The sequence below is a fragment of the Corallococcus interemptor genome, assembly GCF_003668875.1.
In the GTDB taxonomy this organism is placed as follows: Bacteria; Myxococcota; Myxococcia; order Myxococcales; family Myxococcaceae; genus Corallococcus; species Corallococcus interemptor.
In genome coordinates, this window is record NZ_RAWM01000007.1 from 30,239 (window position 1) to 44,702 (window position 14,464).

10 protein-coding genes are annotated in these 14,464 nt (G+C 68.6%); 6 read left to right on the plus strand and 4 right to left on the minus strand.

Annotated features, from left to right (window positions below; all coding sequences use genetic code 11):
• Window positions 1-4 precede the first annotated feature (4 nt).
• On the minus strand, window positions 5-2,623 hold the full coding sequence (locus D7X96_RS04255; RefSeq protein ID WP_158626546.1) for a carboxypeptidase-like regulatory domain-containing protein: 2,619 nt from the start codon (window positions 2,621-2,623) through the stop codon (window positions 5-7).
• Between the two features lie 171 nt (window positions 2,624-2,794).
• Between D7X96_RS04255 and D7X96_RS39875 the strand changes: the two genes are divergently transcribed.
• The 3 genes from D7X96_RS39875 (at window position 2,795) to D7X96_RS04265 (ending at window position 6,023) form a co-directional block, all read left to right on the plus strand.
• Window positions 2,795-3,247, plus strand: coding sequence for a hypothetical protein (locus tag D7X96_RS39875; protein WP_158616179.1), 453 nt, complete (start codon window positions 2,795-2,797; stop codon window positions 3,245-3,247).
• A gap of 131 nt (window positions 3,248-3,378) precedes the next feature.
• Window positions 3,379-5,541, plus strand: a complete 2,163-nt coding sequence (locus tag D7X96_RS04260; RefSeq protein WP_120547498.1) for a xanthine dehydrogenase family protein molybdopterin-binding subunit — start codon at window positions 3,379-3,381, stop codon at window positions 5,539-5,541.
• Between the two features lie 2 nt (window positions 5,542-5,543).
• Window positions 5,544-6,023 (plus strand): (2Fe-2S)-binding protein, encoded by a 480-nt coding sequence (locus D7X96_RS04265; RefSeq protein ID WP_121769052.1) that lies wholly within the window; start codon window positions 5,544-5,546, stop codon window positions 6,021-6,023.
• Between the two features lie 41 nt (window positions 6,024-6,064).
• On the opposite strand, the gene D7X96_RS39475 is transcribed toward D7X96_RS04265, so the two are convergent.
• Window positions 6,065-7,792: a hypothetical protein gene (locus tag D7X96_RS39475; protein WP_158626547.1), complete on the minus strand. Its 1,728-nt coding sequence runs from the start codon at window positions 7,790-7,792 to the stop codon at window positions 6,065-6,067.
• A gap of 363 nt (window positions 7,793-8,155) precedes the next feature.
• Complete coding sequence (locus tag D7X96_RS04270; protein WP_121769053.1) at window positions 8,156-9,271, minus strand: aldo/keto reductase; 1,116 nt, start codon at window positions 9,269-9,271, stop codon at window positions 8,156-8,158.
• Between the two features lie 97 nt (window positions 9,272-9,368).
• On the opposite strand from D7X96_RS04270, the gene D7X96_RS04275 reads away from it, so the two are divergent.
• From D7X96_RS04275 to D7X96_RS04285, 3 genes are all read left to right on the plus strand, one after another.
• Window positions 9,369-10,271: a LysR family transcriptional regulator gene (locus tag D7X96_RS04275; RefSeq protein WP_121769054.1), complete on the plus strand. Its 903-nt coding sequence runs from the start codon at window positions 9,369-9,371 to the stop codon at window positions 10,269-10,271.
• A 120-nt stretch (window positions 10,272-10,391) separates the two neighbouring features.
• Window positions 10,392-10,769: a hypothetical protein gene (locus D7X96_RS04280; RefSeq protein ID WP_147442682.1), complete on the plus strand. Its 378-nt coding sequence runs from the start codon at window positions 10,392-10,394 to the stop codon at window positions 10,767-10,769.
• Window positions 10,770-10,799: 30 nt separating this feature from the next.
• Window positions 10,800-12,047: a hypothetical protein gene (locus D7X96_RS04285; RefSeq protein ID WP_121769055.1), complete on the plus strand. Its 1,248-nt coding sequence runs from the start codon at window positions 10,800-10,802 to the stop codon at window positions 12,045-12,047.
• Here the strand turns inward: D7X96_RS04285 and D7X96_RS04290 are convergent.
• Window positions 12,004-14,235: a YfhO family protein gene (locus D7X96_RS04290; RefSeq protein ID WP_121769056.1), complete on the minus strand. Its 2,232-nt coding sequence runs from the start codon at window positions 14,233-14,235 to the stop codon at window positions 12,004-12,006. The two genes, D7X96_RS04285 and D7X96_RS04290, sit on opposite strands and share 44 nt — an antisense overlap.
• Window positions 14,236-14,464: the final 229 nt, after the last annotated feature.

Genomic DNA, 14,464 nt, shown 5'->3' on the forward strand with positions numbered 1-14,464 from the left:
AGCCTTACGGCGTGGGCGACCCCGTGGGCACTTCCAGGGCGACGTCGCCCAGGTCCAGCACCTCGCCTTCCTTCAGCTTGAGCGTCAGGCGCCGCTGTCCGTGGGAAGGGCCTCCTGAGATGAAGAGGATGCGCTCGCCCGCGCGCACGCCATCGAGGGTGAAGCGGCCTTCCGCATTGGAGGCGCGGTTCGGCGAGGGCGGCTCATTCTCGAAGGAGATGAACGCGGAGGAGACGGGCGTCTTGGTGGGCCCGCTCACCACGCGGCCCCTCACGGTGGCGGGTGCCTTCAGGGGGATGTCCACTTCGAGCACCGCGCCCGTGCCGGGAGAGGCCGTGGCCTCGCCGACGGAGCCGTCCAGCGTGCGCGCTGTCAGCATCACCGGCTCGGGGGGAACATCGCGCAACTCGAAGCGGTCGCCGGAGAACTCGAGGGGCCCGGTCGCCTTCCCCTCGGGGAGAAAGCCCTTCTGGAGCTGGAGTGTCAGGGTGAAGCCGCGAACAGGCTCTCCCTTGCGCACCACGCGGCCGCGGAGGAAGGCCGCGGGCTTCAGCCGCAACACCACCTCCTTTTCGGGGGTGACGGGCACGGGCTCGCACGAGCGTCCTCCATTGCGCGCGCCCAGCATCAGCCGGCCATTCGAGGTGGCGTCTTCCATGCCGCTGACGGGAATGGCGAAGCGCCCCTCTTCGTCGGTGGGGAGCATGGCCATGGGGAGGTTCAAGCCGTCCGCCATCGTCAAGGTGATGATGGCGCGGGGTGACGGCGAACCATCCGGTTCCAGGACGACGCCCCGGTACGCGCGCTCCGCGGGCGGTTCCTCCCAGGTGAACTCGACCTGGACCGTCCGTCCCGGCTCCACGCGCACCTGCTCCTCCTTGCCTTTGATGAATCGGCCGCGCTCGGCGAGCAGGACCTTGTATTCGCCGGCGGGAATGGTCATCCGGAAGACTCCCTCCCCGCTCACGGAGACATCGCCTCTGACCAAAGGCGTGGTCGCGAACCGATCCGCTATCACGGCCGTCACCCCCAGCCGCCCTTCCTTGAGGGAGTCACGCGCCGCGCGCACCCTGCCCTCGATGGTCCCCGAGCCCTCCAGGGTGAAGTCCATCCGGGCCGTGCGGTTCGCCTCCACGGCGACGGTCTCGAGGGTGCCCGCCATCGTCCCATCCCTGCGCGCGGAGATGGCCAGGCGGCCCGCGGCGAGTCCCACGACGCGGTAGTAGCCGTCCGCATCCGTGCGGGCGTCGATGGGGCTCGCCGACATTCCCATTCCCTCGCTCCAGCCATGGACGGTGATGTGGGCCGCGGCCACCGGCGCTCCATTGCGGTCGCGCACGTGGCCCTCCACCGCGCACGTGCCGGAGAGCTTGAAGTCCACGGGAAAGCGTTCGCCCTGGGTGAGCGTCAGGCCCCGGCGGATGACGGGCTCGTAGCCCAGGGCCGTGACCTTCGCGTCGTAGCTGCCGGGAGCAAGCCCCTGGACGATGAAGTGCCCCTCGGCGTCCGACATGGCCACGCCGGACGCCGCGTCCATTCCGGAGAGGGTGGCCTCGATGCGCGCGTCAGCCACGGGAGCTCCGCCGGCCTCTTCCACGACCTGGCCCTCCAGCACCGCGCCCGGGCCCAGCTGGATGCGCACGCCGCGCACGGTGCTGCCCGCGACGCAGAGCACTGGCAGGTCGAGCGAGCCGGACTCCTCGCCGCGCCGGGCGGACAGGGGATGGGAGCCGGGCTCCACCTCCACGGAGAAGCCACCCTGCGCGCCCGTCGTCACCACCTGGGAGGGATTGCCGCCGACCTGCACCTCGGCGTCCGCGGCCGGCTGGCCCTTCGAGTCCACGACGAAGCCCTCGATGACGCTCGCCAGCCGGAGCGCCAGCGTCAGCGGCTCGTCCGTGGGGATGCGAAGACGGCTCAGCACCACGCGCGCATAACCGGGGGCGCGGGCCTCCAGCAGGTAGGTCCCCGGGGCGAGTCCGTCGATGCGGAAGTTCCCCCGCTCGTCACTCGTGGCATAGACGCGCTCTTCTTCGGGAGCCTCCGCGTGTTCCCAGGTCTCCAGCTCGCGGCCGTGCGCCGTGAGGGCGATCTCCACGAGCGGCAGTGGCTCATTCGTTCCGCGCACCACCGTGCGGCCCGTGAGCGATTGCGCGGGTTCCAGGGCGATGCTCACGGCCGTGCGCGACTCACCCAGAGGACGGACCACGGCGCGCAGCATGGGAGCCCGGCCCGGCGCGCGCACCGACACCAGGTAGCGGCCAGGACCGGAGGCGAGCAGGACGTGTCCCGCCGCGTCCGTGAGACCGAAGTCCATCAGTGTCCAGGCGGAGGCCCGCTCGCCCGGTGCGTAGAGCCGCACGGTGGTTTCGAGTGAAGGCTTCCCACCGGAAAGCACCTCCACGTCCAGGATGCCCGCCACCTTGCTCGGCGCCCGCTGCGTCGGGAGCAAACCCCCGTCCACGGATTCGGGATGCGCAGTTCCGGGGCTCGGGGTGCGATTGCTCGCGACCGGGGCGTCCGTGCGCTCCGGCGCGGCCGGTCCACGGGAGCGCAGGGCCCAGAACAACACGAGGCCGCACGCGACCAGGACCGCCACTCCACCGATGAGCCACTTGCGCATGACCGCTGTCCTCGCCCCCGCCTCCTTGGGGCACCGGCTGCCAGTATCGCCTGAAGCCGCGTGCAGGTCCCGCCCGGATCCCGCCCCCGGGGAGAGGCAGCAAAAAACCTGTCCGACTGTCGGACAGCTTTTCAGGAAGTCGTCCCCAGGCGCCTTGGGCATGATGCCGCCATGCTCCTGAGGCACCTCTACAGAATCAGCCTGGAAGAGCCGCCTCACTGGTGCTTCTTCATTGGCGTCGGCCGTGAGACGGACAACATGCTCGACGGGCTTCGCATCGAGCGGCTGGACGCGTACATCCACGGGTTCAGGAACGCGCAGCGTGAACTCACCGGAGAGGACCCCGAGGCCACGGCCTTCTTCGTCTGGCTGAGAGAGACGGGCGAGTTTCCGGGTCAGGGATGGCACCGGAAGTATTACGCGGATGAGCGCGGAGACGAGGCTCGCGCCATCACGAAGTTCTTCGGCCTGCTCCACAAGTACCTTCTTGAGCAACGGCCGGAGTGGTTCCGCGCCTTCAACAGCGAGCCGAGGGCCAGTCAGATCCACCGGGGCGATGGCGTTCCAGCACGCCCCGACATCCGCCTTGCGGCGCACAGGGAAGCGGTCCAGGGCGCACGCTGAACGCATGCAGCACGGCGCTCCAGGCCCCTCCAGGGTCCTGTCCCGGATGCTTCCGCGCGCCAGGTGACAGGTGCCGCACAGGGCTTGCCAGGTCGTTGGGTCCAGTCATGACCGCGTGACAGACTTTCTCCATGGCTGACACGCTGCCCACGGACGCAGCCCCTCCTCCCAGCGGACTCGACCGCCGCAAGTTCCTCACGTGGCTGGTGGCCTCGCCCACGCTGATGGTCGCGGCGCGGCTCGCGCTCGATGTGCCCTCCGCCCAGGCGGCGGAGCCGTCCGCGGCCCCGGAGGACACGCCCCTCAACCTCTACGTCGCCGTCCGCACCGACGGGCGCGTCATCGCCACCCTGCCCCGCACGGAGATGGGCCAGGGCATCACCACCGCCGTGTCCATGCTCGTCGCGGAAGAGCTCGACACGGGCCTGGATGCCGTGGACGTGCTCACCGCCGACGCGGATCCGCGCTGGCTCATCCAGCTCACCGGGCTCTCTTCCTCCATGCGCTATCTGGCCGGCCCGCTCCGCGCCGCCGCCGCGGAGGCCCGGGCACGGCTGGTCACCGCCGCCGCGCACCGCTGGCGGGTGCTGGCCCTCACGCTCACCACCGCCCAGGGAGAGGTCCGCGCTCCAGACGGCCGCAGGCTCGGCTACGGCGAGCTCGCCGAGGACGCCGCGCGTGTGCTGCTGCCGGAGGTCTCTCCGCTGCCGAAGCCCCCGCGCGAATACACCGTGGTCGGCCAGCCCACGGGCCGCGTCGACGCGCGGGCCATCGTCACCGGCGCTGCGCGCTTCACCCTGGACCTGGACATCCCGGACGCGGTGCCCACCGTGGTGGCGCGGCCTCCCACGCTGCTCGGCACGGTGCGGTCGCTCAATGCGTCCACCGCCAGGGCCATGCCGGGCGTGGTGGGCGTGGTGCAACTTCCGACCGGCGTGGCGGTGGCGGCCCGGACCTTCGCGCAGGCCTTCGCCGCGCGCGACGCATTGCAGGTCACCTGGGCACCGGGCCCGGCCAGTCACCTGTCCGACGCCAACATCCGCACCCGGCTGCGAGACGCCATCGGCCCCCGGCCATTGCCTCCGCTGTTCACGACCCGCGTCGTGGAGGGGAGGTTCGACTTCCCCTACCTCGCGCACGCGCCCATGGAGACGCAGAGTTGCGTGGCGCGAGTGACGAACGACGCCGCGGAGATCTGGTCCGGTGTCCAGGATCCGAAGTTCGCGCGGAGCCAGGTCGCCGGGGCGCTCGGCTGGGCGCTCACCCCTCAGCGGGTCACCGTGCATCCCATCCGCGCCGGAGGTGGCTTTGGCCGTCGCTTCTTCACCGAGGCCGCCGTGGAGGCCGCGCTCATCTCGCGGGCGCTCGGGCAGCCGGTGAAGCTGATGTGGAGCCGCAACGATGAGATGCGCCACGGGCACTACCGGCCCGCGAGCCACCACCGCATCCTCGCGTCCCTGGGGCCTGGCGGCTCCATCCTCGGCTGGCAGCACCGCGCCGCCATCCCCACCGTGGAGTTCCCGCATGGCTTCGGGGACCTGCTCACGTCGCTGCTGGGACAGGCCCTGCCGGACGTCACCAGCGCGGTGTTCTTCGCGCTGACGCAGCACGTGCCCTATCAGTTCGGCTGGGTGGCGCAGGAGCTAGCGGAGGTGCCGCTCCCCATCCCCACCGCGTCCTTCCGCTCCGTCTTCACCAGCCAGGTGGGCGTGGCCAACGAAATCTTCGTCGACCAGCTGGCCCGCGAGCTCCAGAAGGACCCGGTGGAGCTGCGGCGCTCGCGCCTCACGTCCCGGAGGCTCAAGGCCGTGCTGGAGCGCGTGGTGCTCGAAGGAGGCTGGGGCCGCGCGCTGCCCCCCGGCCTCGCGCAAGGCGTCGCGGTGCTGGAGGAGTGGGACAGCGCCATCGCCCACCTCGTGGAGGTGGACGTCACGTCCGGGACGCCGCGGGTGCTGCGCGTGGTCATCGCCGCGGACGTGGGCCTGCCCATCAACCCGAAGGGCATCGAGGCGCAGCTCCAGGGCGCCGCGCTGGACGCGATGTCCACCACGCTGAGCGCCGGGCTGCACATCGACGCGGGGGCGGTGCGCGAGGGCAGCTTCGCGGACTACCGCTGGCTGCGGATGAAGCACGCGCCCGCCTCCATCGAAGTGCACCTGGTGCGCTCCGACGACCGCGTGGGCGGCGTGGGAGAGCTGGGCTACCCCAGCGCGGCGGCGGCCCTGGCCAACGCCATCGCCCGGGCAACGGGCACCATGCCCACGCGCTTCCCCATCCTCGACGAGGGAGTCTGACCATGCCGGCCCATTCCTTCCTCCTCAACGGTCAGCCGGTGTCGGTGGAGTCGCCCGCGGACCTGCCCCTCTTGTGGGTGCTCCGCGACGTGCTGGGCGTCACGGGCCCCAAGTACGGCTGCGGCGTGGGCATCTGCGGCGCATGCACCAGCCACCTGGATGGCGAAGCCTTCCGTCCCTGCCTCCACCCCGTGGGCGACATCGCGGGCCACGACGTGACGACCATTGAAGGGCTGGCGGACGCCTCCGGACTGCACCCGGTGCAGGAGGCGTGGATCGCCGAGGACGTGGCCCAGTGCGGCTTCTGCCAGCCGGGGCAGATCATGGCCGCGGTGGCGCTGCTGCGAAGAAACCCGCAGCCGTCCGACGCGGACATCGACGCGGCCATGAGCGACAACGTCTGCCGCTGCGGCACCTACGTCCGCATCCGCGCCGCCATCCACCGCGCCGCGCTGCTGCTGCGGCACGGCGCGGTCCCCTGAGTGCGATAAGGGGACGCCAATTGGCTATCACGAACCGCTAATCAAACTCGCACGATGGCAGCCCCGTCCCGGCTAATGAGGACCTCTCCAAGAGTCGTGGGTCCATCGCGGGCTACGACATAACTCAACTCATCGTCTCCCACCTGATCAACCACATAATTTTTCGCATTAGGCTTGCGCGACACCAGCAATTCCAAGATGGTCGTCGCCACCACTCGAGCAGTTTGTTCATCCACGGCAGAAATTCTAAACTCCTGCTGTTCATCTGGACCAACAGGCAGCCAATGGATTGCTGCGCTAGGCGCCTCCAATGTCGCTTCCATCAACGACTGGTCCGTCTCGGTTTCCTTGATCCACGAGCCGATCGCCTCCACTTGGATCGGGTCAAGCGAAGAAAGGCGACGTCTGTTTTTTCTGCGGGTATTCGGACGCCTTCGCCAATACTTCTCCCAACGTCCCATCAGTGCGGTGACCCGAGGAGGTACGGCCTGAGCTATAGCGCCTGGGATTGTCGGTCTAGCCTCAACTGATTGCGCGTCCACCTCTGCATTTGGGATTGTCGGCCTAGTCTTAGCTGGTTGCGCACTTACCCCGGCACTTGGGATTGTCGGCCTAGTCCCAACCGGTTGCGCGTTCACCTTGGCGTCTTGGAATATCGACTCAGCCTCGTCCAATTGCGCACTCACAAGGTATTCCAGTCTCTCAGCATCAAAGGATGCCTCGGAAAACCGCGCCTTCACGTCCGAGACAATGTCCGCCTCAACTGCTGCCGCAAGAACATCCAGCAGATGCGCATCCAACGCATAGGCGTCATTGCCGCTCTGGCGCCCAGGAGCAAGAAGCGAAACAAGATGCTTCCACGCTGATTGAAACAACGTCTCGGACTTCGTCCAAACGGCGCTAGCGGCGAGCGCGTGAGCGCGAACGTAACCATCCAGATCATTCGGCGGCTTCAGGGGCTCAAGGATAACTTTTGAGTTGAAGAAAATGGGAAGCAACACGGGCATCCCTTTGCCATGACTGGACGAAACACACTCCATACATCGCAATGGTTTGCACGCTCGCGGAACTGAATGCTTAGACCAAGGCATCCCCGCCTCTGCAACTCGACCATCAATAAAGTATGGCGTCGCCACTGCGCTACGATGCGCAGGAACACGGGCGTGCCCTAAACTCAGCGGATTACCAACTGGCGGACGACTCTTTCCTGGGTGAACTATCAAGCCATTCAACTGCTCAATGCCATCCTGACGTCGGTCGCGCAGATGCGCGCACAGGTTGAACGAATGTCTACTTGTTCCAGAGCGTGTTGCGTTCCGGGTCAACTCCTCAAGCCTGCGAGCATTGACAGAGCCGGACTTCACTTCAATAGCGATCACTTCCGACCGCTTAGGGAACCAAGCAACGAAGTCTGGTCTGGGTAGTCCAGCAGCCCGGATGACACGAGCGATGCGGGTCGCCCCCTTCTGGCGAAGCACTCTTGCCGTCAGGAACTCTCCGAAATCCCCGACTAGCGTCGTTGGGAGATGTTGGTGATCCTTCCCATGCCAACGACCTCGGACGAACTGGCTGAAGAAATCAGGCAACGCTGAATATAAAGAGCCCCAGTCGCTCTCAAGCTGAGGCCTAAAAAGAGCTGCAGACTTCTCATCTAGCCGGACCGACAACTGCGGCAAGCTACCATTCTTTATCTTACTTGAAATTTCGTCCAGAGAATCATTCAGATGAAGCTCCGGCGCACGAACTTGAAATGTGAACGCGCTCATCATTGCTCCCCACGACATATCCGCTCAAAAGAATCCTAAGAATCATAGCTGAGCGGCCTCACAGTATGGAGGCACTGCTGAAAGTGAGCGATGGAAGCGGGAACGATGCAGTCCATCATGGATGGAGCTGGTCTTCAGGCATGGCCTGTAGCGCACCGTCAGGCCTCCCATGGTGACAGGCCATCAGCAGGGGAACGAGCCAAGAGCCGATGGGTTCGGAAAGACGCTTAATGGCCGCGTCTTCTGCACCTCGGTGTCGGTCGGCACGGACTTCAGACTCTGCGCAGCTGGCGACCGCCTCCAATCTAAACGCCATCCACCGCGCCGCGCTGCTGCTGAGACACGGCGCGGTCCCCCGGTAAGCCACTACCGGGGCGAGGGCCGGAACCAGGTGGGCTCCGCGCGGACCGTGGTGCCGCCCGTGAACATGCCTCCGGTGAAGAAGTCCGACTCGAAGAAGTGGTACGGGTGGACGAGCTCCGGACGGCTCACGGCCTCCAGGCGCGCGGCCAGCTCCGCGGGAATCTGGACGTCGAGCGCGTGCAGGTTCGCCTCCAACTGCTCCAGCCGCGTCGCGCCGATGATGGTGGACGCCACGCCCGGCCGGCGCGTCACCCACGCCAGCGCCACCTGCGCAGGGGAGCGGTCCAGCTCCTTCGCCACCTCGCGCAGCACGTCCACGATGGCCCAGTTGCGCTCGGTGAAGAGCTTTTCGAAGCCCGGGTTGCCTCCGCCCTGGATGGACGGCAGCCGGCCCTCGCCCTTCGCCTGCGTGCCTTCACGCGTGTACTTGCCGGACAACAGCCCCGACGCCAGCGGGCTCCACGGCGTGATGGACGCGCCCAGCGCCAGCGCCGCGGGGATGTGCTCGCGCTCGATGTTGCGCTCCACCAGCGAGTACTCCAGCTGCAACGCGACGACGCGCTCCCAGCCCTCCTGCTCCGCCAGCGTCTGCGCGCGAGCGAAGTACCAGGCCGGCACGTCCGACAGGCCGAAGTAGCGGACCTTGCCCTCGCGCACGAGCGCGTCGAGCGTGCGCATCACCTCCTCCATGGGCGTGATGCCATCCCACGCGTGCAGCCAGTACAGGTCCACGTAGTCCGTCTTCAGCCGCCGCAGCGAACCCTCCAGCGCGCGGCGGATGTTCTTGCGGCCGTTGCCGCCCGCGTTCGGGTCCCCGGGGGACGTGTTGATGGTGAACTTCGTCGCGAGGACCGCGCGGTCGCGGCCACCGGCTTGCGCGAAGTAGTCCCCGAGGATGGCCTCGCTGGAGCCGCCCGTGTAGCCGTCCGCGGTGTCCACGAAGTTGCCGCCCGCCTCCAGATAGCGCGCGAGCATGCGGTGGGCGGTGTCCTTGGGGCTGCCCCAGCCCCACTCGGTGCCGAAGGTCATGGCGCCCAGGCACAGCGGGCTCACCCGCAGGCCGCTGCGGCCCAGCAGGTGGTACTGCGCCAGCGAATCGATTCGACCGGTCGTCGTCATGGAGTGCGTCCTCCCGTTTGGATGCGCACAAGGTGCCGTCCGGCGGCCTCCAGCTGAAGACGCGGAAGTTGCAGGGACTGTTTAGACTTTCTTCGAAATGGCCCTGACACCCCTCAACGCCCTGACCGTGTTCGTCACCGTCGCCCGCCGGCGCAGCTTCAGCCAGGCCGCGAAGGAGCTGGGCGTGTCCTCGTCCGCGGTGAGCCAGGCGGTGCGTCAGCTGGAGACGAAGCTGGGACAGCCGCTGCTCGCGCGCACCACGCGCAGCGTGTCCCTCACCGACGCGGGACAGCGGCTCCTGGACGAAGCAGCGCCGGGGCTCCAGTCCGCTCTGGCGGCGCTCGAACACCTGGCCGCCGGGGACACGTCGCAGGTGACGGGCTCGCTGCGCCTGTCGGTGCCCACCTTCTCCGTGTCACTCGTGCTGGAGCCGGTGCTGCCGCGCTTCGCCGCGGCGTACCCGCAGGTACAGGTGCACGTGTCCGTTCAGGACGGGTTCGTGGACATCGTGAAGGAGGGCTACGACGCCGGCATCCGGCTCACGGAAGCCGTGCAGCGCGACATGGTCCAGGTGCGCCTGACGCCAGCCTTCCGCTTCCTCGTCGTGGGCGCGCCCGCGTACCTCGAACGGCACGGGACGCCCCGGCATCCCCGAGACCTGGCGAAGCACCGTTGCCTGGGCGTCCGCACGTCGACAGGACTGCCCTACCACTGGGAGTTCGAACAGGGGAGCAAGGAGCTCGCCGTACCCGTGAAGGGGCCGCTCACGTCGGACAGCTCCGCGCTGCTCCTCAACATGGCGCACGCGGGGCTGGGGCTCACCTACCTGGCGGAGATCCAAGCGGCCCCCGCGCTGCGCTCCGGCGCGCTGAAGCCCGTGCTGGAGGACTGGGCCCCCACCGTCCCCGGCCTCTTCCTCTACTACCCCCACCGGGCGCGGGCCTCGCGTCCCCTGCGGGCCTTCATCGAACTGGCGCGGGAGCTGCTGCCCTTGCGCTGAAGGGGGCGCGGCCGCTCGACTCCCGTGCGGACAGGCGGGCATGCTGCACGCCGCTGACTCCCTCGCCCGTGGACTGTTATGGCGGGGGACGGGCCGGTTCCACAGCGAAAGGACAGCAACATGGCGCAGCACGGAAAGCGTGTCGGTCTCCTGATGGCGTTCGCGGTGACGGCGGCCCTGCTGGGGGCTCCCGCCCACGCGGCGGACCCGGCGAAGAAGTCCAAGCCCGCGCCGGCGGCGAAGGCGGACGCCGGGGTGGAGGGCCAGGACGCGGGCACGGCCGCCACGCCGGACAAGGACGCCACCGCGTCCCAGGGCGCGGGCCGCTGCACGGGCAAGGCGAACTTCTGTGGCGTCTTCTCCCAGATGTACTGCAGCAGCCAGCCTGGCTGTGCCTACATGTTCGGGTCCAACATGTGCGGCGGCGTGGCCATCGCTTGCGAGAAGGCCACCAACGAAGCCTTCTGCAAGAAGATCAAGGGCTGCTCCTGGAAGTAGAGTCGCCCTCACGCACGCCGGGGGTCCGCCATGCCGAAGCGCGAATTCGACGAGGGCATCGACACCGCGACGCTCCCCCGCATCTCCATCCTGTTCATCCCCTTCGACGCCGCGAAGAAGTTCTACAAGGCCAACACCACCAAGGGCGTGAAGGGGCTGAGCGCGTCGTTCGATGACACCGGGGCGCGGGTGGACGGGGCGAACCTGGCCCACCCGCTGGTCCCCGGCATGGCCGCCAGCGACTTCCTGGCGGGGCCGGACATCGCGGCGAAGCTCGCGGACATCGTGCAGCAGGAGTGCGACCTCATCCGCAACGTGTACAACCCCGACTCCGACTACGACGACAACTACCAGTCCTGGCTGAAGAGCAACGGCCCCCAGGCGGCGGACACGTCCCAGTGGAGCGACCGGCGCAAGAACCGCATCGAGCGCAACCTGCGCGGCTACAAGCACTACCCCGTCTTCATCTTCCTGTCGGAGAACCCCACCGGCTCGCCCTTCCCGGACCGCATCGGCCTGTCTGGCCTGGGCATGTCCTACGTGCGTAGGCACCTCATCGACAACTCGACGGTCAAGGGCATCAAGCACGTCAACGAGATCGCCCTCTACCTGCGGGAGGACATCGACCGGCAGGTGGACAACACGAAGGAGGACGGCTTCTACCTGGAGGCCACCACCGTCACGCGCAAGACGGCGTCCATCCAGGCGAAGCTGAAGGCCAAGGACGAGTACATCCTCAAGGTGACGCTGGGGAACCGGTACGGCCATTGCGTGACGGTGGCCGGGGTGCACCTGCGCGCGTCACTCACCGGCTCCAACGCGCAGGAGCGCGGGGTGGAGCACAAGGCCCTGCAGGCGTTCTGCGTGGCCGAGGGCATCCAGGTGATGGTGGGCGACTTCAACATGGACCTTCAAGAGACGTCCCAGGGCAGCCGGGGCGTCTTCTTCGACGGCCAGCCGGAGTCCCGGCCCACGTACATGCTGCCCCACCAGAGCCCGGAGGCCATCCCGCTCTTCCTGCAGCAGTACTCGAACTCCTCCGGCAACGCCCACTACATGGGCTACTACCAGGCGGACACGGAGCACCTGGAGTTCGTCGGCCAGGGCATGTACGGCCTGATGGGCACCAGCGGCTCGCGGCACCTGAAGTCCGAGGGCAAGTTCTACTCGGACCACCCGTCCATCTACCTGCAGGTGAAGTCCACGCGCATCACCGAGCAGGCCCGCGACCGGATCATCGCGAGGAAGATTTTCCGCGTCGTGCGGCCCATGAAATGAGCCCCAGCCAGCCGAGCACCGACAGGGCCAACCCCAGACGGAAGCTCAGCGGGCGGTAGTCGAAGTGGACCGTGTGCACGCCGCGAGGGATGCGCACGGCGCGCAGCGCCAGGTCCGCCCGGTGGATGGGCGCATCCTGTCCATCCACGGTCGCGGTCCAGCCCGGGTAATGGCTGTCGGACACGACGAGGTAGCTGTCGTCGCAGGCGTCCACCTTCAGCTCCAGATGCCGGGCGCCCTGGCGCACCCACTCCACGCTGCCCGTGCACGCGGGCCGCTCCAGCGGCTCCCCCGTGGCGAGGAAGGCGGTGTGCCGGAAGGGCTGGGAGGCGTCCTCCACCGCCGCGAGCGCCTGTTCATCCGTGACGACGCGGGCCCGCTGGACGAGGAACGCGCGAGGCATCGCGGTGCGCGAGCGCGACAGGGTGGTGCCGTCCTCCGCCGTGTTGAGCAGCTCCAGGTCGTCGAAGGGCGGCGGCCCGTGGCGCAGGTAGTGGGTGACGCCCGTGAGGTCGAAGACGGTGCGCAGGCCCGCGTCGTGGAAGACGTCCGTGTACCGGGGCTCGGGGGCGCCAAAGCCCTCCAGCGCGGGCAGGCGCTCCTCCACGAAGCGGTTGGGCATGAGCTGTTCGCGGCTGCGCTCGATGGTGTTCCCCTTGCCCACGCGCGACGGGTCCTCCGGGCCCTGGATGTCCACGCTGATGCGGCCCGCGTAGGGCTGGGGCAGGAAGACGCGCAGGGAGAAGGGCCGCAGCAGCGCTTGCAGCGGCGTGTACTTCGGCCGCTCCAGCACCGCGTGGGACGCCGCAATCTCCAGCCCCACGAGCAGCGCGATGCCCTGGCGCACCCGGCGTGGACGCGTGAAGGCGCCGCGCGGCCAGAGCACCACGAGCACGGCCAAACCCAGCCACAGGGGCACCCACGGGGCGCCCGCATCGGCGGAGGCGCGCATGCCCAGGAGGCGGGCCATGGGGCCAATGACAGCCATGGCGCCCACCATGCTTGTCAGGGCCACGGCCGCGCGCAGACGTGAGGGGCGCAGGCGCCGCGTCAGCCGGCCCAGCGCGTCCACTCCGAAGGCGGACAGCACGGCCACGCAGAACGCGACGCCCACGAAGTACTTCACCGGGTAGCGGAAGAGTGAGAACGGCGGCACGTGCAGCAGCACCCAGGCCGAGGGCGCGAAGTGCCGGCCCAGGCTCAGCGCCAGGAGCACCAGCGCCCCCACGGTGAAGGCCCGCACCCGCCGGGGTCCCCGGACGGCGCCCAGGATGGCCAGCGCGCAGGGCAGCGTGCCCAGGAAGAGGCTGAGGATGAACCACTGGTCATCCCCCCAGTAGCTGCCCCGAGGCCAGTCCGCGAACGGCCACAGCGCGGACAGCACCTGCGGCCACGACACGGACCAGACGAGCCGCCACTTCCAGGCGTCATCCAGGCGCAGGGAGTTTCGCGCGAACTCGGCGGTGGGCAGCAGCGCCACCGCCGCGAGCACCGCTGCCAGCGCGAAGCCTCCCGCCACGCGCGCCACCGAACGCACGCGGGCCCGCTTCTCCTGTCGTGGCGCGAAGGCCGCCACCAGCACCGCGAGCATCCCCTGCCACAGCGTCGTCTCCGGAGAGCCGGCGAAGAGGGACAGCGCGCCGTACACGGCCAGCCGCGCCAGGGGGCCACGTCCCGGGCGGCGGGTGGCGTCATGCGCTGCGCTCAGGATGAAGCCGCTCCAGGCCGCGGCGTCCACCAGGTTCTGCTGGAGGCCCAGCCGGGTCATCATCGCGGACAGCCCGAACGCGGCGCCCGCGATGGCCGCCGCGATCCACGACGCGCGCAGCCTCCGGCACAGCAGGGACACGCCCACCGCCGCGAGCACGACGTGAAACAGCTGCATCAGCGTCATGGACGCGATGGGCCCCCCGAACAGCACGGCGATCCAGCGCGGCGGGTAGTACACCTGCGAGTAGAGCGTCGCCGCGAACGGCTGCCCCAGGCGCAGGTACGGGTTCCACAAAGGCACTTCACCCGCGCACAGCGACTCCAGCAGGAAGGCCGAGTCCGGGAAGAAGATGCGGAACAAATCCCGTCCCGCGAGCAGATGCCCGGTGAAGACGGGCCAATAGACGAACGCGAGCAGCGCCAGCAGTCCCACGACCGTGACAAGCCCTGCCCATCCTCGCGTTCGCGGCGCCGTCATGCCGGCGGCATCGTAGGCCGGATGGCCCTTCAATAGACGTACGGCGAGCGGCGCGCCCACTCCGTCTTGCCGTTTGCGGCTGGCACAGCAGCGCGAGGACAGCCGTCGTGGCCAGGAAGCCGCGCCGAGGTCCAGGGACCACGGGCGAGCGGGAGTGTTCGGGGAGCATCGCGGGCGGAGAGCCACGGCCGGGCACCCTGCCCGGCCGGTGTGATGACTCATAGCAACC